The organism is Streptomyces sp. NPDC059454 (assembly GCF_042749965.1).
Classification (GTDB): domain Bacteria; phylum Actinomycetota; class Actinomycetes; order Streptomycetales; family Streptomycetaceae; genus Streptomyces.
In genome coordinates this window covers 1-24,485 of sequence record NZ_JBHYVC010000088.1, presented here as the reverse complement: position 1 = coordinate 24,485, position 24,485 = coordinate 1, and the positions used below count along the sequence as shown (strand labels likewise).

The following is a 24,485-nucleotide window of genomic DNA, read 5'->3' as shown; positions in this document are numbered from 1 at the left end:
GGCCCGGCCCACCGGAAAACCTCGGTGGGCCGGGCCTTCGGCGTTGCGTGCGTCGGACACCGCGCGCAAGCCCGAACAAAAACCGCAAACCCCGTGAACACGCCTGGCACAAGGGCGGGCCCCGGGTTCGTGGACCCGGGGCCCGCCCTGAACGCTGCCGACTGCTACGCCGTACTCATGGCCGAAGGGCCGTCAGTTGTCGTCCTCGTCGATCAGGAAGCCGCGCATCGGCGAGGGAGCCTGACCCATCGGCGACGGGCCCTGCGGACGCACCGGCGCCATCGGCTGGGTCATCGCCGGCTGCATCTGCTGCTGACCGCCGCCGTAGGACGGACCGCCCTGACCGCCGGGGCCGCCACCCATCGTCTGGTTGCCGCCGTAGGACGGCGCACCGGCACCGGCCGGAGCCATCGAGGGCGCCGGGGACGGCGGCAGCGACGGCGCGGCGCTCGCGGGCTGGCGCGGCGGGGCGAGCGAGTCGTCCGCCTGGGTCTCCAGCTGGCGCAGCTGCGACTCCAGGTAGGACTTCAGCCGCGTGCGGTACTCGCGCTCGAAGCCGCGCAGGTCCTCGACCTTGCGCTCCAGCGTGGCGCGGGCGGACTCCAGGGAGCCCATCGCGACGCGGTGCTTCTCCTGCGCGTCCCGCTCCAGGGCGTCCGCCTTGGCACGGGCGTCCCGCTCGAGGCCCTCGGCACGCGAACGCGCCTCGCCCACGATCTTGTTGGCCTCGGAACGGGCCTCCGCGATCGCCTGGTCCGCGGTCTGCTGGGCCAGCGACAGGACGCGCGCGGCGCTGTCGCCACCGGGGCCGCCCTGACCGGGCATACCGGGGCCACCCTGACCGGGCATCCCGGGACCGCCCATGGGGCCGCCATGGCCCATCTGCCCCTGCATCTGCCCCTGCATCGGCCCCTGACCCATCGGCCCCTGACCCATCGGGCCCTGACCCATCGGGCCCTGGCCCATCTGCCCCTGCATCGGGCCGCCCTGGCCCATCGGCCCGGGACCCTGGCCCATGGGGCCGGGACCCTGCGGGCCGCCCTGTCCGCCGGGGCCGGCGGGCAGCTGAGGAGCACCGCTCGGCAGCTGGGGCGGACCACCCATGGGGCCACCCATCTGCTGCTGCGGCGGGCCCGATATGCCGGCGGGCACCGGAGCGCCGGGGCCTCGCATGCCCTGCTGGGGCATGCCCTGAGGCGGTCCCTGCTGTTGCTGCTGCTGCTGGTCCTGTGGCTCGGGAGGCTTGCGCATGTTCTGCTGGTTCTGGGCAGCGGCGCGCGTGGCCGCGGCCAGCTTGGCGCGCAGGTCCTCGTTCTCGCGGAGCAGGCGCGTCAGTTCGGCTTCGACCTCATCGAGGAAGGCATCGACCTCGTCCTCGTCATAGCCTTCTCGGAGGCGGACGGTCGTGAACTGCTTGTTCCGCACGTCCTCGGGGGTCAACGGCATCTCTTCACCTCAACGTAGTCATCGGCAGCCGGCAAGACCGTATCGTCCACCCTCATCACAAAGTCCGTCCTACGACGGAGACGAGGATCCAGACGATGATCATCAGTACGAAGAAGGACAGGTCGAGCGCCACGCCCCCGAGACGCAGCGGCGGGATGAACCGCCGCAGAAGCTTCAGCGGTGGATCGGTGACAGTGTAGGTGGCCTCCAGGACGACCACCATCGCCTTGCCGGGTTGCCACGAGCGGGCGAACTGGAACACGTAATCCATGACCAAACGGAAGATCAGCACGATGAGGAACACCATCAGCGCGATGTAGATCACCTGCGCGAACACGCTCATGGCCTGCTTTTCCCTCTCCCCTGTACCGCTCTTCGTCCGGTCCTGCGTCTCAGCTCTGGTTGAAGAACCCGCCCTCTGCGATGCGGGCCTTGTCCTCCGCCGTGACATCGACGTTAGCAGGCGACAACAGGAACACCTTCTGCGTCACCCGCTCAATGCTGCCGTGAAGACCAAACACCAAACCGGCCGCAAAGTCGACAAGTCGCTTCGCATCTGTGTCATCCATCTCAGTCAGATTCATGATCACCGGCGTGCCTTCACGGAAGTGTTCCCCGATGGTACGGGCCTCGTTGTAGGTCCGGGGGTGAAGTGTGGTGATCCGGTAAGGCTCTCGTTCCGACACGACCTTGGGCATGATCACCGGTGCGTTCTTCTCCAGGCTTGCGCGTTCTTGTGTGATGGATGCCACGGGCGCGATCCGCGCCGGGCGTGGCGATTCCGCAGGGAGCGAAGCGGATCGGGCGATCGGCTCGCGCGGCGCGGGCGGATGGACGACTCGCGCCTCTTCGTCTCTTTGGGGCTGGTGTGAGATGTGTGGCTGGTGGGACGGCTCGTGCCTCCGGTGGTCCCGCTCGGGCTCCGGGTCGAGTTCGGGTTCAAAGTCGTCGTCTGGGTCGAATCCGCGGCCGTCGTACCCATCGTCCTCCACGAGGCCGAGGTAGACCGCCATCTTGCGCATCGCGCCGGCCATGCTCCGAGTCCTCCGCTCTGTGGTGGATCCGCTGACGACCGCCGAGTGCCCGCGATCCACTAGGTCTTTACGTCCGCTGTTCGGCGGAACTGACCATATTTTCTGCTGTGGTCCGACTTCTTGGCGACGTTACCCGAGGCCGGGGCGGACTCCGAGTACCGCACTGCCGACGCGCACATGTGTCGCCCCGGCGGCCACGGCCTGTTCGAGGTCCGCACTCATCCCTGCCGAGACCATGTTCGCAGTCGGATGGGTCCGGCGCAGGTCGGTCGACAAATCCATCAACCGCTCGAAGGCAGCCTGTTCGCGTCCCGCGTACTCCCCGGTGAGCGGGGCGACGCTCATCAGTCCGTCGAGCCGCAGCCCCTCGGACCGCGCGACCAGTCCGGCCAACTCCGCGATGCCGGCGGGCGCCACGCCTCCGCGCTCCCCCCTGCCGCCCTCACCGGCGTCGAACGCCACCTGGAGAAGGCAGCCGACCTCGCGCCCGGCCCGCACGGCCTCCTTGGAGAGGGCCGTCACCAGCCGGGAACGGTCGACGGACTGTACGAAATCGGCGTAACCCACCACAGAGCGCACCTTGTTGGTCTGAAGTTGACCGACGAAGTGCCAGGTAAGGGGCAGATCCGCGCATTCGGCCGCCTTGGGGGCGGCGTCCTGGTCCCGGTTCTCGGCGACATGGCGTACCCCGAGTTCGGACAGGATCCGCACATCGCTCGCGGGATAGGTCTTGGTGACCACGATCAGGGTCACCTCGTCCCGCCCGCGTCCGGCGGCGGCGCACGCGGCGGCGATCCGCTCTTCCACTCTCGCCAGGTTCGCGGCGAGTTCGTCCTTACGGTCCGTCATGTCCCATCAGTCCAGCCACACGTAGCCCGCGAGCCGCCCGGTGGTGCGGTCGCGTCGGTACGAGAAGTGATCGGTCGACTCCCGTGTGCACACCGGCGACTGCTCCCGGTCGCGCACCCCGAGCCGTTCGAGCTGTGCGTGCACGCCCGCGCCCACGTCGACCGCCGGTGTCCCCCGGCTCGTGACGGCGTGCGCCGCCGGCTCGACGGCGGCCACCTCGTCACGCATCGCCTCCGGCACCTCGTAGCACCGGCCGCAGACGGCGGGTCCGGTGCGGGCGACGATCCGCGCGGGGTCGGCGCCGAGTCCGGTCATGGCCCGTACGGCGGCGGGGACGATCCCGGCGATCATGCCGGGCCGGCCCGCGTGGGCCGCGGCCACGACTCCGGCGACGGGGTCGGCGAGCAGCACCGGCACGCAGTCGGCGGTGAGCACCGCGAGGGCGAGTCCGCGCCGCGCGGTGACGATCGCGTCGACCTCGGGAACCGGGGTCTCGCCCCAGGGTGCGTCGACCACGACCGCGTCGGCCCCGTGCACCTGGTTCATCCAGACCACCCGGGCCGGGTCCACGCCGAGGGACTTGGCCGCCAGTTCGCGGTTGGTGCGTACGGCGCCGGGGTCGTCGCCGACAGCTCCACCGAGGTTGAGCTCCTCATACGGAGCGGCGCTCACCCCGCCCCACCGGTCGGTGAAGGCGAAGTGCGCGCCGCTCACGCTCTCGCGCTGCCCTATCACTTCAGGAAGTCCGGTACGTCCAGTTCCTCGGCCGCGCTGTCGTAGGTCCGCGACGGCGGGACCGGGGGCTGGACGACCGGGATGTCGTGCACCGGTTCCGGCGCCACCGGCTCCGGGTCCTCCTTCGGCGTGACGCTGCCGAGCGAGCCGAAGGACGGGCGGCTCTCCGGCTGCCGCGCCGGGGCGGGCTCCTCGCGCTTGGCCGAGGAGGAGCCGAGGACGTTGTCCCGCTTGGCCGGCGGCTGGCCGCCGTCGAAGCCGGCCGCGATCACGGTGACCCGGACCTCGTCGCCGAGGGCGTCGTCGATCACCGCGCCGAAGATGATGTTGGCCTCGGGATGGGCGGCCTCGCTGACCAGCTGGGCGGCCTCGTTGATCTCGAACAGACCGAGGTCGGAGCCGCCGGAGATGGAGAGCAGCACGCCACGGGCGCCGTCGATGGAGGCTTCGAGGAGCGGCGAGGAGATGGCCATCTCGGCGGCGGCCACCGCGCGGTCGTCGCCGCGGGCCGAGCCGATGCCCATGAGGGCGGATCCGGCCTCGGACATGACCGACTTGACGTCCGCGAAGTCCAGGTTGATCAGGCCGGGCGTGGTGATGAGGTCGGTGATGCCCTGCACACCGGAGAGCAGGACCTGGTCCGCCGACTTGAAGGCGTCGAGAACCGACACCTGGCGGTCCGAGATGGACAGCAGCCGGTCGTTCGGGATCACGATGAGGGTGTCGACCTCTTCGCGGAGCTCGGCGATGCCGTCCTCGGCCTGGTTCGCGCGACGCCGTCCCTCGAAGGTGAACGGGCGCGTGACCACGCCGATGGTGAGGGCGCCGAGCGAGCGGGCGATGTTGGCCACGACGGGCGCGCCGCCGGTGCCGGTGCCGCCGCCCTCGCCCGCCGTCACGAAGACCATGTCGGCCCCCTTGAGGACCTCCTCGATCTCCTCGCGGTGGTCCTCCGCGGCCTTGCGGCCGACGGCCGGGTTGGCTCCGGCGCCGAGTCCGCGGGTGAGTTCACGGCCGACGTCGAGCTTGACGTCGGCGTCGCTCATCAACAGGGCTTGCGCGTCGGTGTTGATGGCGATGAACTCGACGCCCTTGAGACCGACCTCGATCATCCGGTTGATGGCGTTGACACCACCGCCGCCGACACCGATGACTTTGATGACTGCGAGGTAGTTCTGCGGTGCTGCCACGTCGAAGGCCTCTCGCCTCGAGTTACGTGTCGCCCGACCACTGAAGCACTGATGCTCTCGCGATCCGACGACTGATGCCGAATGGGACGGTCCGTAGCGCCGACCCGAACCCTAACGTTGAAGTTTAGGGTTACCAGTGTGTCCGTTCCCTGGAGTCTTCTGAACAGGACACTAAGTCGACAAGTGGCGCCCGTTCAACGAACACGCCGAACCTCCCGTTTTTCTTTTCACCCTATGTGATCAGCCGTAGCGCCGCCCAACCAGGGTGCTGGCCTGCGCTGATGTGCGTCAACTCCCCGCTGACGCCGGGGCCGTGGGCACGCTGACGTCGAAGTGCCGCGCACCGGGCTCCGCTTTCATCAGCGCGGTGAGAGTACGGCTCTTCTCGGCGCCCTTCTCGCTGCTTCCCCAGTCGACCGTACGTCCGTCCGCCAGTTCCAGCGAGATGTCGTCGTAGGAACGGACCTTGACGCTGCGGGTGGCGTGCGCCACGGAGGCCGGAATCGCATCGGCCACCCGCACCGCCTCCCGGGTCAGCCGGTCCTCGCCGAAGCGGCGCAGGCTCGCCGCCGCGGAACCCGTCCCGGAGACGGCCAGTTTCAGCGCGGGCACGCCTTTGGGCGCCTTGGAAACCGTGGCGAATCGGACACCTTCCTCGTCCACTTCGATGAACTTCCCGCCTTTGTGAACGAGAAGAACAGCGGTGCGTTCCGTCACTTTCAGGGCAATTTCATGTGGCCAGGAACGAACCACATCGACTGTGTCAATTCGGGGCAACGCGGAGGAAATTCGCGCCTCGATCGCGTCGGTGTCGACGGAAATCAACTGGTCCCCGAGGGGGACGTCGGCGGTCTCGCGCACCTGCTCGGGTGTCAGGACACGGGTGCCCGAGACCGATACGCGCTCCACGCGCACCAGGTCCGACCCGTACAGCAGCCAGAACGCCCCACTGCCGAGGAACACCAGGGCGACAGCCGATGCGATGATCCGACGAACCTGCCGCCGTCCGAACCGCCGGACGGGCGGCGGCGGGCCGGACGACTCCCGCTTGCGTTCACCACGCTCGGCGGTGGTCGATCCGGCCATGCTGCCTGCCTTCCGTCAAACGCGTCTAACGCTGCGCACGGGCGGCGATCGCCTCGTACACCATGCCGACGAGCAGGTCGTCGGCGTCCCGGCGGCCGAACTCGGCGGCGGCGCGGGACATCTCGTACAGCCGGTGCGGGTCGGCGAGCACGGGCAGGACGTTCTGCTGCACCCACTCGGGCGTCAGCTCCGCGTCGTCGACCAGCAGTCCGCCGCCGGCCTTGACCACCGGCTGGGCGTTGAGCCGCTGCTCGCCGTTGCCGATGGGCAGCGGGACGTAGGCGGCCGGGAGCCCGACGGCGGAGAGTTCGGCGACGGTCATCGCGCCCGCGCGGCAGAGCATCATGTCGGCCGCGGCGTACGCGAGGTCCATCCGGTCCAGGTAACTTACCGGGATGTAGGGGGGCATTCCCGGCATCTGGTGCACCTGCGGCAGTTCGTTCTTCGGGCCGACCGCGTGCAGGATCTGGATCCCGGCCTGCTGGAGCCACGGAGCGACCTGCTGGACGACCTCGTTGAGCCGGCGGGCGCCCTGCGAGCCGCCGGAGACCAGCAGCGTGGGCAGATTGGGGTCGAGGCCGAACGCGGCGCGGGCCTCGGGGCGCACGGCGGCCCGGTCCAGGGTGGAGATGGAGCGGCGCAGCGGGATGCCGATGTAACGGGAGTTGCGCAGCTTGCTGTCGGGCGTGGAGACGGCGACCTGGGCCGCGTACCGGGAGCCGATCTTGTTGGCCAGTCCGGGCCGGGCGTTGGCCTCGTGGATCACGATCGGCACGCCGAGCCGCTTGGCCGCGAGGTAGCCGGGCAGGGCGACGTAGCCGCCGAAGCCGACCACGGCGTCCGCCTTGGTGCGCTCCAGGATCTGCTCGGCCGCCTTGATGGTGCCGCGCAGCCGGCCCGGAACGGTGATCAGCTCGGGGGTGGGCTTGCGCGGCAACGGTACGGCGGGGATCAGCGCGAGCTCGTACCCGCGCTCGGGTACGAGACGGGTCTCCAGGCCGCGCTCCGTGCCCAGGGCCGTGATGCCCACGGTCGGATCCTGCCTGCGCAGGGCGTCCGCGAGGGCGAGCGCGGGCTCGATGTGGCCCGCGGTTCCTCCGCCGGCGAGTACGACATGCACCGAAATTCACCGCTCTCCGGACGAACGCGCCACCGGGGCGCGCCGTCGCATCGTGTTCCATCTCCGGGGCCGCTGTGAACCCCCGCCCCGCTTTCTACCAAAGCGGGGTTGCCGCATGGCAAGCGCCATCCGCGCAGCGGGGTCCTCACGCGCGAACGCGATCAGCAGCCCGACGGCGAACATGGTCGGCAGCAGGGCGGATCCCCCGTAGGAGAACAGCGGGAGCGGGACTCCGGCGATCGGCAGCAGACCGAGCACCGCACCCATGTTGATCACGGCCTGGGCCGTGATCCAGGTGGTCACGCCTCCCGCGGCATACCTGACGAAGGGGTCCTCCGTGCGTCCGGCCACGCGGATACCCGCATAGCCTAGAGCCGCGAACAGGGCGAGTACCGACAGCGTCCCCGCCAGGCCCAGTTCCTCACCGGTGACGGCGAAGATGAAGTCCGTGTGCGCTTCAGGCAGTTGGCCCCATTTCTCCACGCTCGCACCAAGTCCGGAACCAAAGATTCCGCCGGAGGCGAGGGCGTAGATCCCGTGCACGGCCTGCCAGCAGTCGACCGGTCCCGTCTGGGGCTCGGTGGCGCCGAGGCAGGTGAGCCGGGCCATGCGGTTGGGGCTGGTGCGGATGAGGATCGCGCCGAGCAGCGCGGCGATCGACAGCACCCCGACGAACAGCCGGGTCGGCGCCCCCGCCAGCCACAGCAGGCCGAAGAGGATCGCCGTCAGGATGATCGCCGTACCCATGTCGCCGCCGAGCATGATCAGTCCGAGCAGCATGAAGGCGGCCGGGACGAGCGGCACCAGCATGTGCTTCCACTGGGACAGCAGCCGCTTGTCCTGCTTGCGGGCGAGCAGATCGGCGCCCCACAGCACCAGCGCGAGCTTGCCGAACTCGCTGGGCTGGAGCTGGAAGGAGCCGCCGAGGGCGATCCAGTTCTGGTTGCCGTTGACCGCGACCCCTATCCCCGGCACCTGCACCAGGGCCATCAGGACGACGGAGCCCGCGAGGATCGGGTAGGCCAGGGCGCGGTGCAGCTTCACCGGCATCCTGGAGGCCGCCAGCAGCAGTACGCCGCCGATCGCGGCGGCCAGCAGCTGCTTGCGGAAGAAGTACGAGCCCGGCAGCGACATCTGCAGCGCCGTGATCTGGGAGGCCGAGTAGACCATCACCAGGCCCAGCACGGTGATCAGCGCACTGCCGCCGAGGATCAGGTAGTACGCGGTCAGCGGCCGGTCCCAGGCCCTGCGCGCCCGGGTGATCAGGGTGCGCAGGGGATTCTCGCGCGGGGCCCCGGGTACGACGGGTCCGCGTGCGGCCCGCCGCACGGGCGGGCGGCCGGTACGGCTACCGGTCATCCTGGCCTCCGCTGTACGCCGTCGACGGTCCCACGCGTCCCTCCCGAGGTCGCCCGGCACCAGGCGGCCGGGGTCAGGCGCCGAGCTCGCGCACCGCCTGTGCGAACGCGTCACCGCGCTTGTTGTAGTTGGCGAACATGTCCATCGAGGCGCAGGCCGGGGCCAGCAGCACCGTGTCGCCGGGCCGTGCGAGCCGCCGCGCCTCCTGGACGGCCTGGAGCATCGCCCCAGTGTCGGTCCGGTCGAGGTCGACGACGGGTACTTCCGGGGCGTGTCGCGCGAGGGCTTCGCGGATCAGGGCGCGGTCACGGCCGATCAGCACGGCACCGCGCAGCCGCTTCGCCGAGTCCGCGACCAGCTCGTCGAAGGTGGCTCCCTTGGCGAGCCCGCCGGCGATCCACACGATCGACTCGTAGGCCGCCAAAGAGGCTTGTGCCGCATGCGTGTTGGTGGCCTTGGAGTCGTCGATGTACGCGACCCCGTCCACGTCTGCGACGTGCGCGATGCGGTGGGCGTCCGGAGTGAACGCCCGCAGGCCGTCCCGTACGGCGCTCGCGGGCACCCCGTAGGCCCGCGCGAGGGCCGCGGCGGCAAGGGCGTTGGCGATGTTGTGCGGGGCGGGCGGGGTGACGTCGGAGACCTCGGCGAGCTCCTGGGCGTTCTCGTGCCGGTTCTCGACGAAGGCTCGGTCGACCAGGATGCCCTCCACGACGCCGAGTTGGGAGGGACCGGGCGTGCCGAGGGTGAAGCCGACGGCGCGGCAGCCCTCCTCGACGTCGGCCTCGCGGACCAGGTCCTCGGTCGCCTTGTCGGCGACGTTGTAGACGCAGGCGACGCGGTTGCCCTCGTAGATCCGGCCCTTGTCCCTGGCGTACGCCTCCATGGAGCCGTGCCAGTCGAGGTGGTCCGGGGCGAGGTTCAGTACGGCCGCCGAGTGGGCGCGCAGGGACGGCGCCCAGTGGAGCTGGTAACTGGACAGCTCCACGGCGAGCACGTCGTACTCCTCCTCGCCGAGCACGACGTCCAGAAGGGAGACGCCGATGTTGCCGACGGCGGCGGTACGCAGGCCCGCCGCCCTCAGGATGGAGGCGAGCATCTGGACCGTCGTGGTCTTGCCGTTGGTGCCGGTGACCGCGAGCCAGGGGGCCGCGCCGGGCCTCCTGAGCCGCCAGGCGAGTTCGACGTCGCCCCACACCGGCACCCCGGCCGTCTCCGCCGCCGCGAACAGCGGCTTGTCCGGCTTCCAGCCGGGAGCCGTGACGATCAGCTCGGTGCCTTCGGGCAGGGTCGCGCCGTCGCCGAGGCGCACGGTGACGCCCAGCGCCTCCAGTTCGGCGGCCTGCTCACGCGCCCGTGCGTCGTCCCCGTCGTTGACGACGGTGACCTGCGCACCGAGCCCGTGCAGCACCTTGGCCGCCGGGACACCGGAGACGCCGAGTCCGGCGACGGTGACGTGCTTCCCCTGCCAGTCGGTCACTTGTCCGCTGCCCATCCCGCGTAGAAGAGGCCCAGTCCGACGATCACACAGATGCCCTGGATGATCCAGAAGCGGACCACCACAAGGACTTCGGACCAGCCCTTGAGTTCGAAGTGATGCTGGAGCGGCGCCATCCGGAAGACCCGCTTCCCGGTGAGCTTGAACGAGCCGACCTGGATGACCACCGACATGGTGATGAGGACGAACAGACCGCCCAGGATGGCCAGCAGCAGCTCGGTGCGGGAGCAGATCGCGAGACCCGCGAGCACACCGCCGAGCGCCAGCGAACCGGTGTCGCCCATGAAGATCTTGGCCGGGGAGGTGTTCCACCACAGGAAGCCGAGGCAGGAACCCATCAGCGCGGAGGCGACGACCGCGAGGTCCAGCGGATCGCGCACCTCGTAGCAGGCGCCCGGGTTGGTCAGCGTCTCGCCGTTGGCGCAGGACTCCTGGAACTGCCAGACGCCGATGAAGGTGTAGGCGCCGAAGACCAGCACGGAGGCGCCGGTGGCGAGACCGTCCAGACCGTCGGTCAGGTTCACGCCGTTCGACATCGCCAGGATCATGAACAGCGCCCAGACGACGAACAGCACCGGACCGATGGTCCAGCCGAAGTCCGTGATGAACGACAGCTTCGTGGAGGCCGGGGTCTGTCCGCGGGAGTCCGCGAACTGCAGCGAGAGCACCGCGAAGGCGACACCGACGATCAGCTGGCCGGCCATCTTCGCCTTGGCCCGCAGACCCAGCGAACGCCGCTTGACGATCTTGATGTAGTCGTCCAGGAAGCCGACCAGACCCATGCCGACCATCAGGCCCAGCACCAGCACACCCGAGTACCTCGGCGGCTCGCCGCTGATCACCTTGCTGAGGAAGTACGCGGCGACCGTCGCGAAGATGAAGGCGATACCGCCCATGGTCGGCGTACCGCGCTTGCTGGCGTGCTCGCGCGGGCCGTCGTCACGGATGTACTGCCCGTACCCCTTGCGCGCGAGCAGTTTGATCAGCAGCGGGGTGCCGATCAGCGTCAGGAAGAGGCCAATGACTCCTGCGAACAGGATCTGATTCATCATCGGGCTGCGACCTCACCCTCGGCACCGGTCTCGAGCAGCGCCTGCGCCACGCTCTCGAGCCCGACCGAACGGGACGCCTTCACGAGAACGACGTCTCCCGGGCGCAATTGGCTGCGCAACAGGTCGACCGCCGCCTGTGCGTCGGACACGTGCACCGACTCCTCACCCCACGAACCCTCGTTATATGCGCCCAGTTGCAGCCAGGCGGCTTCCCTGCCCCCGACCGCGACGAGCTTGCTGACGTTGAGCCGGACGGCGAGCCGTCCGACCGCGTCGTGCTCGGCGAGCGCCTCGTCCCCGAGCTCGGCCATCTTGCCGAGCACCGCCCACGTACGGCGTCCCTTGCCCATGGCCGCCAGCGCGCGCAGCGCGGCCTTCATGGACTCGGGGTTCGCGTTGTAGGCGTCGTTGACGACCGTCACGCCGTCCGGGCGCTCGGTGACCTCCATCCGCCAGCGGGAGAGGGAGCCCGCCTCGGAGAGCGCGGTGGCGATCTCGTCTGCGGACATGCCCAACTCGTGGGCGACGGCGGCCGCGGCGAGCGCGTTCGACACGTGATGCTCACCGTACAGGCGCATGGTCACATCGGATGCACCGGAGGGTGTGTGAAGCCTGAAGGAAGGCTGTCCGCTGTCCGTGAGTCGCACGTTCTCGGCGGAGACGTCCGCTTCGTCGGACTCTCCGAAAAGGATCACCTTCGCCTTCGTACGGGATGCCATGGCCCGTACGAGGGGGTCGTCCGCGTTGAGGATCGCGACGCCGCCCTCCTCGGCCGGGGGCAGGGCCTCCACCAACTCGCCCTTGGCCTCGGCGATCTGCTCCCGGCCGCCGAACTCGCCGATGTGGGCGGAGCCGACGTTCAGGACCAGTCCGACCTTCGGGGGCGTCAGACCGGCGAGGTACCGGATGTGTCCGATCCCGCGCGCTCCCATCTCCAGCACGAGGAACTTCGTCTCCTCGGTGGCGGTGAGCGCGGTGAGCGGCAGCCCGATCTCGTTGTTGAGGGAGCCGGGGGTGAAGACGGTCGGCGCCTTGCGCCGGAGCACCTGGGCGATGAGGTCCTTGGTACTGGTCTTGCCGGCCGAGCCGGTGAGCGCGACGAGAGTGGTGCCCAGCCGGCCGACGACATGCCGGGCGAGGGCCCCGAGGGCCGCCTGGACGTCCTCCACGACGATCGCGGGCACCCCGACGGGCCGGGAGGCCAGCACGGCGGCCGCTCCCGCCCCGACGACCTGGGCCGCGAAGTCGTGGCCGTCCACGCGCTCGCCGGCGAAGGCGACGAACAGGCTGCCCGGACCCGCCTCCCGCGAGTCCCGGACCACCGGTCCGGTGACCTGCACGGACGGGTCCGGTATGTCGTGCGTCTGCCCGCCGACGACTTCTGCGATCTCGGCGAGGGAGAGGGCGATCACAAGTTCATCCCTGGGTTTTCTTGATGGCTTCCCGAAGCACCTGGCGGTCGTCGAAGGGACGCACCACCCCGGCGATGTCCTGTCCCTGCTCGTGGCCCTTGCCGGCGACCAGCACCGTGTCACCGGGCCGCGCCCGGGCGACGGCGGCGGCGATCGCGGCGGCCCGGTCCTCGAAGACCTGTACCTCGCCGCGCTCGTGGGCGGGCACGGCGGCGGCGCCGTGGAGCATGGTGGCGAGGATCGCGAGGGGGTCCTCGGAGCGGGGGTTGTCGGAGGTCAGTACGGCGGTGTCGGCGAGCCGCGCGGCGGCGGCGCCCATGGGCATCCGCTTGGTCTTGTCGCGGTCGCCGCCGCACCCCAGCACGATGTGCACCTGGCCCTCGGTGACCTTGCGCAGGGCGCGCAGCACCGATTCCACGGCGTCGGTCTTGTGGGCGTAGTCGACCACCGCGAGATACGGCTGCCCGGCGTCCACGCGCTCCAGCCGGCCGGGCACGCCCGGTACGGCGGCGACGCCGTCGGCGGCGGCCTGCGGGTCGAGCCCCGCCGCGGCGAGGGCGACGATCGCGGCGAGCGTGTTGGCCACGTTGAAGGGCCCCGGCAGCGGTGATCGGGCGGCGATCCGCTCGCCCTCGGGGCCGATCACGGTGAACGTCGAGTCCATGGGGCCGACCTCGACGCCCTCGGCGCGCCAGTCGGCGTCGGGGTGGCCCTCGGCGGAGTAGGTGACGACCGGGACGCCGGCCTCCTTGGCGAGCCGGCGGCCGTACTCGTCGTCCACGTTGACCACGCCGAGTCTGCTGCGCCGCGGCGTGAACAGCTGCGCCTTGGCCCGGAAGTAGTCCTCCATGTCGGAGTGGAACTCCATGTGTTCCGGGCTGAGGTTGGTGAAGACGGCGATGTCGAAGACGCAGCCGTCGACCCGGCCGAGGACCAGGGCGTGACTGGACACCTCCATGGCGACCGCGTCGGTGCCGCGCTCGCGCATGACGGCGAGCAGGGCCTGGAGGTCGGTGGCCTCGGGGGTGGTGCGCTCGGACCTGATGCGCTCGTCGCCGATGCGCATCTCGACGGTGCCGATCAGCCCGACCCGTCGCCCGCCACCGCCCTCGGCCGACGGCGCTTCGCGTCGGCCCCCCTCGGCCGTGCTGTGCGCGGTCCTCAGGCCCCCCTCCACGAGGTAGGCCGTGGTGGTCTTGCCCGAGGTGCCGGTGATGCCGATCTGGAGCAGATCCCGGCCCGGGTGGCCGTAGACGGTGGCCGCCAGCTCGCCCATCCGCGCGCGCGGGTCGTCGACCACCAGCGCCGGCAGCCCGGCCGCGGCGGCGCGCTCGGCGCCGGCCGGGTCGGTCAGCACGGCGACCGCGCCGAGGCCTGCGGCCTGGGTGACGAAGTCGGCGCCGTGGGCGCGGGCGCCCGGGAGGGCGGCGTACAGGTCGCCGGGGCGGACGGCGCGCGAGTCATGGGTGATGCCCGTGACCTCGGCGGCCTGCTCCGGCGTGGAGGCACCCAGCTGACCGGCGAGTTCCGCGAGGGATGTGGCGGAGACCTGAACCGGACGGGGCGGTCCCGGATATGTCACGGGGTGGCCCTTCTGGGTGGTTTGGGACTGATCAGCGTGTGGCACGGCGGTGAGCGTACCGGGCGTACCGGCCGGAGGGCCAAAGAGGGGCCCGCGCGCAGCGCTGTCCGGCGGGGACGGTGGTGGGTGACGGATGGGCGAGGGGCGGGAGGCGTTCTGGTTCCCGGGGCCGGGGGTGGTCGCTGTCACGGGGTGGTTCCTGGTGGCTCGGTGCTCGGTACGGGTCAGGGCTTGAAGGTGACCGGGAGGTCGGCGGGGGCGGCGCCGGTCGGCGGCACCTGGAGGGTCTTCAGGGCGAACTCCATGACCTGCTTGTACACGGGTCCGCAGATCTGGCCGCCGAAGTAGCTGCCCTCGGTGGCGTTCTGGATGACGCAGTAGACGGTGATCCTGGGCTTGTCGGCGGGGGCGAAGCCGGCGAAGGACGAGGTGTAGCCGTGGTACTTGCCGGTGGCCGGATCCACACGGTTCGCCGTACCCGTCTTCCCCGCGACCCGGTAGCCCGGGATGCGCGCCTTGGTGCCGGTGCCCTCCTCGTCGTCGACGACCGACTCCAGCATCCGGGCGAGCGTCTTCGCCGTCTTCTCGCTGACGACCCTGGTCCTCTCGGGTTCCGGGGCGGGGGTGAAGCGTCCGTCGGGGCCCTTCGAACCGCGTACGAGGGTGGGTTCGACGCGGACGCCGCCGTTGGCGATGGTCGAGTAGACGGACGCGGCCTGCATGGCGTTGACGGAGACGCCCTGGCCGAAAGGAATCGTGTACTGCTGCGAGGTGGACCACTCGTCCGGCGGGGCGAGGATGCCCTTGGTCTCGCCGGGGAAGCCGAGCCCGGTGTGGCTGCCGAGGCCGAACTTGCGCAGGTACTCGTAGAGGACCTTGTTGGCCTGGGCCTGGGTCCTGCCGAGCTGGCCGGTGGCGAGGATGGTGCCGATGTTGCTGGACTTGGCGAGTACGCCGTTGAGCGTCAGGTACCAGGTCGGGTGGTCGATGTCGTCCTTGAAGAGGCGGTCGCCGCGGTGCAGCCGGTTGGGCACGACGACATGCGTTCCGGGGGTGGCGGCGTCCTCCTCGAGGACCGCCGCCATGGAGAGCACCTTGGCGGTGGAGCCGGGCTCGAAGGCGTCCTGGACGGCCGCGTTGCCGAGCGCCTCCGGGTCGGCCTCGGAGAGGTCGCCCGGGTCGAACCCGGGCGCGTTGGCCATCGCGAGGACCTCGCCGGTACGGGTGTCCTGGACGATGACGTAGCCGCGGTCGGCCGCGGACTCCTTCACCTGCTCGCTGATGGCGTTCTGCGCGGCCCACTGGATGTCGCGGTCGATGGTCAGCTCGACGTCGTTGCCGGGCACGGCCGGGGTCTCGGTGGAGCCCGCGGTCGGGACGAGACGGCCGCCGGACTGGGCGTAGCGGATCTTGCCGTCCTGGCCGGCGAGCCGCTTGTCGAGCTGGAGCTCGATGCCGCCGCCGCCCTTGCCCTCGGCGTTGACCCAGCCCAGTATCCCGGCGGCGAGCTCGTTGTTGGGGTACACCCGCTTGCTGGTGGGCACGGAGAAGACGCCGGCCAGGACGTTGGCGGTGGAGTCGTCGTTCTCGGCCTTCTTGGCGAGCGCGGCCTTCAGGTCCTTGATCTGCTTCCAGGTCTGCGGGGTCTGGCGGCCGGCCAGTTTGACGTAGCGCAGGGCCCTGTTCTCCGGGCGCAGCTTCTCGACCAGCTCGTCCTGGTCCTGGCCGAGGATCGGGGCGAGGAGGGCGGCGGCCTGCTCGGGGCCGTCGGCGATCTCCAGCTCGCCCGGGGCGAACATCGTGGGGTCGGCCGTGATGTCGTAGGCGTCCTCGGTGGTCGCCAGGGCCACGCCGTGGCGGTCGGTGATCCCGCCGCGCTCGGCCTCCAGCACCTGACCGACATAGCGGTTGCGGTCGGCCTTGGCGGCGTAGGTGCTCGCGTCCACGGCCTGTACCTGGAACAGCCGTACGACGAAGGCGAGCAGGACCAGGGTCAGGATCACGCCGACCAGGCGCAGCCGGGGGCGCGGACTGCCCAGCCGGATGACCTTCGGGGGCGCGGGGCGGGGTCCCGCGGGCCTGCGGGCCGGGCGGGCGCCGGGGCCGGGGCGCCGTCCGGCGGCCGGGCGGGCGGGCCTGGCGGGGCCGGGCACCCGGCGGCGGGGCGGTTCCCTGTCGGACACTTCCGTCACCTGCCGGGGGTCGATGAGGAGGACGTGGACGTGGTGGGCGGCGGGGCCGTCGCGGTGGCCAGCGCCTCGGGCGCGAGGACCAGGGGGGCGCGGGCGGCGGAGGCGGCGCCGGGTACGCCCTTGACCTTGCCGTCGGGGCCGAGGAAGGCGGGGTCGCCGCCGGGCACCATGCCGAGCTCGCGGGCGCGGTGCTGGAGGGCGTCGGGGGCGGAGTAGGCGTCGATGTCCCGTTGCAGGGCCTGTTCCTCGTCGGTGAGGTCCTTGGTCTCCCGCTGGAGGTCGTCGAGCTGGAACGCGCCCTCGCTGAGGGCGGAGTTCAGCACCAGGAGGCCGATCAGACCGCCGCCGAGGAGGACGACGACGAGGAGGACGAAGGGGGTGCGCGCCGCCTGGGCGCGTCCGGTGGGCAGGAGCCGGGCGAGCCGGGCCGCCCTCCCCTTCAGCTCGGGCCGCCCCTTCAGTTCGGGTTTCCTACTCACTCACGCTCCCCTGAGTTCGCTTTTCCCACCCGTACGCCCGGCCGCCCGTCACCCGCCTCGTGTGCCGTCCGTTCCTCAATCGACGTCCTCACGGATCCGCTCGGCGCCGCGCAGCCGCGCGGGAGCCGCGCGCCGGTTCTCGGCGATCTCCTCCTCGGTGGGAAGTTCGGCACCGCGCGTGAGCAGCTTGAGCCGGGGCTGGTACCGCTCGGGGACGACCGGGAGTCCGGGCGGGGCTGTGGTGGCGGCGCCGGCCGCGAGCACCTGCTTGACGAGCCGGTCCTCCAGGGAGTGGTACGACAGCACGGCGATCCGTCCGCCGACGTCGAGGGCCCTCACGGCCGCCGGGATCGCCCGCTCCAGCACCGACAGCTCGCCGTTGACCTCGATCCGCAGGGCCTGGAAGGTGCGCTTGGCCGGGTTGCCGCCGGTGCGCTTGGCGGCCTGCGGCAGCGCGTCGCGGATCAGTTCGACCAGGCGCGCGCTGTTCGTGAACGGCTCCTTCTCGCGCTCGCGCACGACGGCGGCCACGATGCGCTTGGCCTGCTTCTCCTCGCCGTAGGCGCGCAGGATGCGGACGAGTTCGCCGGGCGGGTAGGTGTTGAGGACCTCGGCGGCGCTGACGCCGGTCGTCTGGTCCATGCGCATGTCGAGGGGGGCGTCCTGGGCGTAGGCGAAGCCGCGGTCGGCCTCGTCGAGCTGCATGGAGGACACCCCGAGGTCGAACAGGACGCCCCGCGCGCGCGGGACGCCGAGCCGGTCGAGGACGTCGGGGAGCTCGTCGTAGACGGCGTGCACCAGGGTGGCCCGGTCACCGAAGGGCGCGAGCCGCTCGCCGGACAGCCGCAGGGCCTCCTTGTCGCGGTCCAGGGCGACGAGCCGGGCCTCGGGGAACCGCCGGAGCAGGGCCTCGCTGTGGCCGCCGAGCCCGAGCGTGCAGTCGACCACCACCGCTCCCGGCCGCTCCAGGGCGGGCGCCAACAGGTCCAGGCACCGCTGGAGCATCACCGGGACGTGTCGGCTCTGTCCCGCCCGTCGTCCACCGCCCTCATGCGGAAGCGCTTCGCGCCCTTTCACTTCGGCCCTCTCACATCCGGCGTGGCGCTCACGCACTGCCGGATTCCCGCCCTCCCCGGTGAGGGGCGGCCGGCGCCGTCGGCCGGGCGACGGCGGGAGGAGGCCGAGCCGTACGTGCGCGCCGCGCACGCGGGGAGACCCCCCGGTCGTCGCCGGGGGATCCGGGAAATCAGTGCGGTGGGCGCGGCCGAGTACGGTTCGCCTCCCGCTCGGCGCCACTTTAGTCCACGGTCCCGCCCGGTCAATCAACCGGCCTGCGCGTCGCGGTCCGCGCGGCGGGTCAAGGGGCGGATCGGACACATCACCCGCAGGAGAGGGCTCACACCACCCCTGTGGGTTACCTCACACCAAGGCGCGCTGACGTTCTTTGTCGCCTCTCACAACGGGCCTGACGCCCTCGTGACCAGTACCGTCATGAGTATGACGACTTCCGCATCGGTTCCCACCGGCCCCCAGAACGCCACCACCGGCTCCGGCACGGTCACCGACCGTCTGGTCGACGCCAACCAGCAGTACGCGGCCGCCTTCACCGACCCCGGGATGGACGCCCGCCCGGTGCTCCACGTCGCCGTGGTGGCCTGCATGGACGCCCGCCTGGACCTGCACGACGCGCTGGGCCTGTCGCTCGGCGACTGCCACACCATCCGCAACGCGGGCGGCGTCGTCACCGACGACGTGATCCGCTCGCTGACCATCAGCCAGCGGGCGCTGGGCACCCGCAGCGTGGTCCTCATCCACCACACCGGCTGCGGTCTGGAGTCGATCACCGAGGAGTTCCGGCACGACCTGGAGATGGAGGTGGGCCAGCGCCCCAGCTGGGCCGTGGAGGCCTTCCGGGACGTGGACCAGGACGTACGGCAGTCGATGCAGCGCGTGCGCACCTCGCCGTTCCTGCTGCACACCGACGACGTGCGCGGCTTCGTCTTCGACGTGAAGACGGGCCTGCTGCGCGAGATCGACCCCGCCTGACCTGGCCGCCCGCCCCGGGGGAACCCGGACTCCGGACTCCGTCCGACGTCGTAAGGCCTGGCATATCGCTGTCAGTTGTCCACAGGCGAGTGACACGAATCGGTAACGGCGGCAAGAATGCGGGAAGGGTGCCACGCGGAACTTTTCCCGCGTGGTGACCGTGATTCGGGGTGGGCCGGTCCGCACAGCAAGGCGTCGGCCCGGGACATTTGGGGTCCCCCGCTCCTTTCCGGAGCGCGGGGAAAGGCCGAGGAGGGCCGGGTGACGACCTATGACGATCGAGCGAGCCTCACTGATCTGACCGCCGTGGTGGAGCGCGTGCGGAATTCGGTGGAAGGCGTGATCGAGGGAAAACCCGAGGTCGTACGGCTCTCGCTGACCGTACTGCTCGCCGAGGGACATCTGCTCATCGAGGATGTCCCGGGAGTCGGCAAGACGATGCTGGCCAAGGCGCTGGCGCGGTCCATCGACTGCTCGGTGCGGCGGATCCAGTTCACGCCGGACCTGCTGCCCTCGGACATCACCGGTGTGCCCATCTGGGACCAGCAGCGCCGCGACTTCGAGTTCAAGCCGGGCGCCATCTTCGCGCAGGTGGTCATCGGCGACGAGATCAACCGCGCGTCGCCGAAGACGCAGTCGGCGCTGCTGGAGTCGATGGAGGAGCGCCAGGTCACCATCGACGGCAAGACCTACGAACTGCCCAGCCCGTTCATGGTCGTGGCGACGCAGAACCCGGTCGAGATGGAGGGCACCTACCCGCTGCCGGAAGCCCAGCGCGACCGTTTCATGGCCCGCGTCTCGGTCGGCTACCCGAGCGCGGAGGCCGAGCTGCAGATGCTGGACGTGCACGGCGGCGTCTCCCCGCTGGAGGACCTCCAGCCGGTGGCGCACGCGCACGAGATCCTCAAGCTCATCGAGGCGGTGCGCGAGGTGTACGTGGCCGAACCGATCCGCCGGTACGTGGTGGACCTGGTCTCCGCCACCCGCACGCACCCCGACCTCAGGCTCGGCGCCTCGCCGCGCGCGACACTGCACCTGCTGCGCGCGGCGAAGGCGTCGGCGGCCCTCGGAGGCCGGGACTACGCGCTGCCGGACGATGTGCAGGCGCTCGCCGTGGCCGTCCTCGCCCACCGGCTGCTGCCCACCGCCCAGGCCCAGCTCAACCGCCGCACCGCCGAGCAGGTGGTGCAGGAGATCCTCCAGCGCACCGCGGTGCCCACGGAGCGCGCCCAGGCGCCCGCGAACACCCCGCAGCAGAGCGGCCTGGGCCGCGGCGGCCCGGGCTACGGCCAGCAGCCGCCCCGGAGGCTGTGATGACGACCGCGGGCGCGGTCCACGCGGAGGGCGACCGGGACGGCCGGGGTGGCGTCAGGACGGCCCTGGCGGGTCTCACCACCCGCGGGCGCTCCTTCCTCGCCGCCGGCGTGGCCGCCGCGATCTGCGCGTACGTGCTGGGGCAGAGCGATCTGCTGCGGGTCGGGCTGCTGCTGGCGGTGCTGCCGCTGGTGTGCGCGGCCGTGCTCTACCGCACCCGCTACCGGGTGGCCGGCAGCCGCCGGCTCTCTCCCGGGCGGGTGCCCGCCGGCTCCGAGGCGCGGGTGCATCTGCGGATGGAGAACGTCTCGCGGCTGCCCACGGGCCTGCTGATGCTCCAGGACCGGGTGCCCTACGTGCTCGGCCCGCGCCCGCGGTTCGTGCTGGACCGGGTGGAGGCGGGCGGGCGCCGCGAGGTGTCCTACCGGGTCCGCTCCGATCTGCGCGGCCGCTATCCGCTGGGCCCGCTGCAGCTGCGCCTGTCCGACCCGTTCGGGATGTGCGAGCTGACCCGGTCCTTCTCCACGTACGACACGCTGACGGTGATCCCGCGCGTGGAGCCGCTGCCGCCGGTGCGGCTGAGCGGCGAGGCGAAGGGGTACGGCGACGGGCGGCAGCGCGCGCTGGCGCTGGCCGGCGAGGACGACGTGATCCCGCGCGGCTACCGCTACGGCGACGATCTGCGCCGGGTGCACTGGCGCTCCACCGCCCGCTACGGCGAGCTGATGGTGCGCCGCGAGGAACAGCCGCAGCGCGCCCGGTGCACGGTACTGCTGGACACCCGGGCCGTCGCCTACGCGGGCTCCGGACCGGACTCGGCGTTCGAGTGGGCGGTGTCCGGTGCGGCCTCCGTGCTGGTGCACATGCTGGAGCGCGGTTTCTCGGTGCGGCTGCTGACCGACACCGGCACCTCGGTGCCGGGCGAGGGTTCCGACGGGTTCGCGGGGGTGAACCAGGAGTCGGCGGACGCGGCCGGGCTGATGATGGACGCCCTCGCCGTGGTGGACCACTCCGACGAGGAGGACCTGTCCCGCGCCTACGACGTGCTGCGCGGCGGGAACGAGGGGCTTCTGGTCGCCTTCCTCGGTGACCTGGACGAGGAGCAGGCCGCGGTGCTCGCCCGGATGCGGCAGCGCAGCGGAGGCGCACTCGCCTTCCTGCTGGACAGTGGGACCTGGCTGCGGGAACCGGCCGGTGTGCCCGGTGCGTCGGACAGGCGCGGGGAGTGGCTGCGGATGCTGCGCGAGGCGGGCTGGACGACGCTGGGCGTGCCGCGGGGCGCCTCGCTGGACGAGTTGTGGCGGCAGGCGGACCGGGAGCGTTCGGGCCTGGCCGCGGCGAGCGGCGGGGAGGGACCGTGATCAGCGGGCGGGCGAGGCTGACGCTGTGCGCGTGGGCGGCCACACTGATGGCGGCGTGCGCCCTGCTGCCGCTGGTCGACCCGGCGACCTGGATCCTCCAGGCGGCGTTTCTGCTGGCGGTGCAGTCGGGCGTGGGCGCGGCGGCCCGGCGGGTGCCGCTGGCGCGTCCGCCGACGGTGGCGGCGCAGGTCCTGGTGACGCTGGTGCTGCTGACCCTGGTGTTCGCGCGTGAGCACGCCTTCGCCGGGCTGATACCCGGGCCTGACGCCTTCCGCTTCTTCGCCGAGCTGCTGGAACAGGGCGGGAACGACGTCAGCCGGTACGCGATCCCGGCGCCGCTGTCCGACGGCATCCGGCTGATGCTGGTCGGCGGTGTGCTGGTGATCGGGCTGCTGGTGGACACCGTCGCGGTGACCTTCCGCAGCGCGGCCCCGGCCGGACTGCCGCTGCTCGCCCTGTACTCGGTGGCCGCGGGGCTGGCCGACAACGGCATCGACTGGCTGTGGTTCCTGCTGGCGGCGGCCGGCTATCTGATGCTGCTGCTCGCCGAGGGCCGGGACCGGCTCTCCCAGTGGGGGCGCGTGTTCGGCGGGGCGCCCGGCCCGGGCGGGGACTCGCCCGGTGCCGTCGCACCGGTGCGCACCGGGCGGCGGATCGGCGCGGTCGCGCTGGGCATCGCCCTGGTGGTGCCGCTCGGCCTGCCCGCGATGAACGGCGGCCTGCTGGACCCCACCGGTACGGGGGTCGGCCCGGGCACCGGCGGGGGCGGCACCATCTCGGCGGTGAACCCGCTGGTGTCGCTGCGGGACTCGCTGAACAGGGACGAGGACCGCCAGGTCATGTCGGTGCGCTCCGAGGCGGCGGACGTGTCGGACCTGTATCTGCGGATCGTGTCCCTGGACGACTTCGACGGCACCACGTGGAAGCCGTCGAAGCGGTCCATCACCACCGTCCCCGACGGCACGTTCCCGACGCCGCCGGGCCTCGGCACCGGCATCGAGCGCACGGAGATCGGCACGACCATCTCGACCGCCGACTGGTACGCCCAGGACTGGCTGCCGATGCCGTACCCGCCGAGCGGGGTGAGCGTCCGGGGCAACTGGCGCTACGAACCCGTCGGCATGACACTGGTCGGCGACCACGGGCAGAACACGCGCGGTCTGACGTACGAGGTGCGCAGCCTCCACGTGCAGCCCACGGCGGAGCAGCTGGCCGACGCGCCGGAGCCGACGCCCGCGCTGCGGCGTGAGTACACCGAGCTGCCGGACTCGCTGCCGCCCGTGGTGTCCAGCACCGCCCGCGAGGTCACCGAGGGCGCGGCCAACGACTACGACCGGGCGGTCAAGCTCCAGGAGTACTTCACACTGACCGGCGGCTTCGAGTACGACACCGAGGTCGACGTCGGCAGCGACTCGAAGGCGATCGCCCGTTTCCTGCGGGACAAGCAGGGCTTCTGCGTGCACTTCTCGTTCGCGATGGCGTCGATGGCCCGTTCGCTGGGCATACCGGCGCGGGTCGCGGTGGGCTTCGCGCCCGGCACCCCGCAGGCGGACGGCACGGTCTCCGTCGGGCTGCGGGACGCGCACGCCTGGCCTGAGCTGTACTTCGAGGGCGCGGGCTGGACCCGGTTCGAGCCGACCCCGACCCGTGGTTCGACACCGTCGTACACCGTGCAGGACACCGCGGAGAACACGGTGCCCGACCCCGCCCGGCCCTCACAGACCACGCCCGCGGAGCCGTCGGCGGAGCCCTCGGAGAGCGAGAGCTGCACGGCGGAGCGGAGGAAGCTCGGGGCGTGCGAGAGCGAGTCGCCGCAGGTGGCCCTGCCCACGGGCGACGACGGCCCGAAGTGGTACGCGCTGCTGGGGTGGGCGCTGGCCGGTCTCGTGGTGCTGGTGCTGCCGCTGTCGCCGATGCTGTGGCGGGCGAGGACCCGGGCGGCGCGGCTGGGCGGGCACGGCCGCTCGGAGGCGGAGGCGGTGCCGTACGTCCTGGCCGTCTGGGACGAGCTGACCGACACGGCGTGGGACTACGGCATCGCGCCGGACGAGTCGCTGACCCCGCGCGGGGCGGCGGACCGGATCGTGCGGCTGGGCCGGCTCGGCCCGGGTGCGGCGGCGTCGGTGCACCGGGTGGCCGATGCGGTGGAGCAGGTCCTGTACGCGCCTCGGCCGCGGCCGGCGGTGGGTCTGACGGACGAGGTGCGGGGCGTTGCCGCGGGGCTGCGGGGCGCGGTCGACCGGAGGGCGCGGGTGCGGGCGGTGTTCGCTCCGCGGTCGAGTGTGCGGGTGGTGTGGGCGGTGTCGGCCCGGTGGGACGGGGTGCGGCAACGGCTCCTGTCGCTTCGCCCGACCTGGCGCAGGCCCTCACGGCAGCGGGGCTGAGCCTCACCGGCCGCGCGGGGTGAGGGCCGGGCTTGCGGGGTGGGGGCCGGCCCGCCGGGGGTGAGAGCCGGCCGGGGGCGGGGCGCACTGCCCGGCGCTCGCGGGTGCCTCCCCCGGAGGGGGCACCCGGCGCCCGTCCTCCCCCGCTCTCGGCTTCGCTCGAGCGGGGAGGCGCCCCTGGCACCCTGGAAGGTACGTCCCAGGGCCCTGGGGCACGGGGAGAGGTACGAGACTGCCCGCGGTTACGTGGCAGGCGGGGTGCGGTGAGACATGGCTCAGGGGGTGACCACCGAACGGTGGTGCCCCCCTGAGCCTGTGTCTTATTAACAAAACAGAGACCACGAGAAAC

20 protein-coding genes are annotated in these 24,485 nt (G+C 71.6%); 4 read left to right on the top strand and 16 right to left on the bottom strand.

What is annotated here, in order from left to right:
• Positions 1–192: 192 nt before the first annotated feature.
• The 16 genes from ACFXAE_RS34190 to rsmH form a co-directional block, all read right to left on the bottom strand.
• Positions 193–1,446: a DivIVA domain-containing protein gene (locus tag ACFXAE_RS34190; protein ID WP_384722921.1), complete on the bottom strand. Its 1,254-nt coding sequence runs from the start codon at positions 1,444–1,446 to the stop codon at positions 193–195.
• Between the two features lie 55 nt (positions 1,447–1,501).
• Complete coding sequence (locus ACFXAE_RS34185) at positions 1,502–1,789, bottom strand: YggT family protein (RefSeq protein WP_384722918.1); 288 nt, start codon at positions 1,787–1,789, stop codon at positions 1,502–1,504.
• A gap of 49 nt (positions 1,790–1,838) precedes the next feature.
• On the bottom strand, positions 1,839–2,480 hold the full coding sequence (locus ACFXAE_RS34180; RefSeq protein ID WP_384722915.1) for a cell division protein SepF: 642 nt from the start codon (positions 2,478–2,480) through the stop codon (positions 1,839–1,841).
• Positions 2,481–2,609: 129 nt separating this feature from the next.
• On the bottom strand, positions 2,610–3,329 hold the full coding sequence (locus tag ACFXAE_RS34175; protein ID WP_384722912.1) for a YggS family pyridoxal phosphate-dependent enzyme: 720 nt from the start codon (positions 3,327–3,329) through the stop codon (positions 2,610–2,612).
• Positions 3,330–3,335: 6 nt separating this feature from the next.
• The gene (gene pgeF / locus ACFXAE_RS34170) at positions 3,336–4,064 is read right to left on the bottom strand and encodes a peptidoglycan editing factor PgeF (protein ID WP_384722909.1); all 729 of its coding nucleotides are present in this window, start codon (positions 4,062–4,064) and stop codon (positions 3,336–3,338) included.
• Entirely contained in the window at positions 4,061–5,254 is a 1,194-nt protein-coding gene (gene ftsZ, locus ACFXAE_RS34165) for a cell division protein FtsZ (RefSeq protein WP_351995043.1), read from the bottom strand. The genes pgeF and ftsZ overlap by 4 nt, the downstream gene beginning before the upstream one ends.
• Positions 5,255–5,542: 288 nt before the next feature.
• Positions 5,543–6,340 (bottom strand): cell division protein FtsQ/DivIB, encoded by a 798-nt coding sequence (locus tag ACFXAE_RS34160; RefSeq protein WP_384722905.1) that lies wholly within the window; start codon positions 6,338–6,340, stop codon positions 5,543–5,545.
• 25 nt (positions 6,341–6,365) lie between these two features.
• On the bottom strand, positions 6,366–7,460 hold the full coding sequence (gene murG, locus ACFXAE_RS34155) for an undecaprenyldiphospho-muramoylpentapeptide beta-N-acetylglucosaminyltransferase (protein WP_384722902.1): 1,095 nt from the start codon (positions 7,458–7,460) through the stop codon (positions 6,366–6,368).
• Positions 7,461–7,466: 6 nt separating this feature from the next.
• Entirely contained in the window at positions 7,467–8,819 is a 1,353-nt protein-coding gene (gene ftsW, locus ACFXAE_RS34150) for a putative lipid II flippase FtsW (RefSeq protein ID WP_384722899.1), read from the bottom strand.
• A 73-nt stretch (positions 8,820–8,892) separates the two neighbouring features.
• Complete coding sequence (murD, locus tag ACFXAE_RS34145; protein WP_384722896.1) at positions 8,893–10,311, bottom strand: UDP-N-acetylmuramoyl-L-alanine--D-glutamate ligase; 1,419 nt, start codon at positions 10,309–10,311, stop codon at positions 8,893–8,895.
• Positions 10,293–11,366 carry a phospho-N-acetylmuramoyl-pentapeptide-transferase gene (gene mraY, locus ACFXAE_RS34140; protein WP_384722894.1) on the bottom strand — a complete coding sequence of 358 codons (1,074 nt, stop codon included), beginning with the start codon at positions 11,364–11,366 and terminating at the stop codon, positions 10,293–10,295. Before mraY ends, murD begins: the two co-directional genes overlap by 19 nt.
• Positions 11,363–12,778, bottom strand: a complete 1,416-nt coding sequence (murF, locus tag ACFXAE_RS34135) for a UDP-N-acetylmuramoyl-tripeptide--D-alanyl-D-alanine ligase (protein ID WP_384722892.1) — start codon at positions 12,776–12,778, stop codon at positions 11,363–11,365. Before murF ends, mraY begins: the two co-directional genes overlap by 4 nt.
• A 4-nt stretch (positions 12,779–12,782) precedes the next feature.
• Complete coding sequence (locus tag ACFXAE_RS34130; protein WP_384722888.1) at positions 12,783–14,360, bottom strand: UDP-N-acetylmuramoyl-L-alanyl-D-glutamate--2,6-diaminopimelate ligase; 1,578 nt, start codon at positions 14,358–14,360, stop codon at positions 12,783–12,785.
• A gap of 224 nt (positions 14,361–14,584) precedes the next feature.
• Positions 14,585–16,543, bottom strand: coding sequence for a peptidoglycan D,D-transpeptidase FtsI family protein (locus ACFXAE_RS34125; RefSeq protein ID WP_384722885.1), 1,959 nt, complete (start codon positions 16,541–16,543; stop codon positions 14,585–14,587).
• Between the two features lie 5 nt (positions 16,544–16,548).
• Positions 16,549–17,031 carry a septum formation initiator family protein gene (locus tag ACFXAE_RS34120; RefSeq protein WP_384722882.1) on the bottom strand — a complete coding sequence of 161 codons (483 nt, stop codon included), beginning with the start codon at positions 17,029–17,031 and terminating at the stop codon, positions 16,549–16,551.
• 75 nt (positions 17,032–17,106) lie between these two features.
• Positions 17,107–18,108 carry a 16S rRNA (cytosine(1402)-N(4))-methyltransferase RsmH gene (rsmH, locus tag ACFXAE_RS34115; protein WP_384722879.1) on the bottom strand — a complete coding sequence of 334 codons (1,002 nt, stop codon included), beginning with the start codon at positions 18,106–18,108 and terminating at the stop codon, positions 17,107–17,109.
• A gap of 420 nt (positions 18,109–18,528) precedes the next feature.
• On the opposite strand from rsmH, the gene ACFXAE_RS34110 reads away from it, so the two are divergent.
• From ACFXAE_RS34110 to ACFXAE_RS34095, 4 genes are all read left to right on the top strand, one after another.
• Positions 18,529–19,077 carry a beta-class carbonic anhydrase gene (locus ACFXAE_RS34110; RefSeq protein ID WP_384722876.1) on the top strand — a complete coding sequence of 183 codons (549 nt, stop codon included), beginning with the start codon at positions 18,529–18,531 and terminating at the stop codon, positions 19,075–19,077.
• A 261-nt stretch (positions 19,078–19,338) separates the two neighbouring features.
• Positions 19,339–20,391, top strand: a complete 1,053-nt coding sequence (locus tag ACFXAE_RS34105) for an AAA family ATPase (protein ID WP_384722873.1) — start codon at positions 19,339–19,341, stop codon at positions 20,389–20,391.
• Positions 20,391–21,752, top strand: coding sequence for a DUF58 domain-containing protein (locus ACFXAE_RS34100; protein WP_384722871.1), 1,362 nt, complete (start codon positions 20,391–20,393; stop codon positions 21,750–21,752). Before ACFXAE_RS34105 ends, ACFXAE_RS34100 begins: the two co-directional genes overlap by 1 nt.
• Positions 21,753–21,799: 47 nt before the next feature.
• Positions 21,800–24,136 (top strand): DUF3488 and DUF4129 domain-containing transglutaminase family protein, encoded by a 2,337-nt coding sequence (locus ACFXAE_RS34095; RefSeq protein ID WP_384722924.1) that lies wholly within the window; start codon positions 21,800–21,802, stop codon positions 24,134–24,136.
• Positions 24,137–24,485 lie beyond the last annotated feature (349 nt).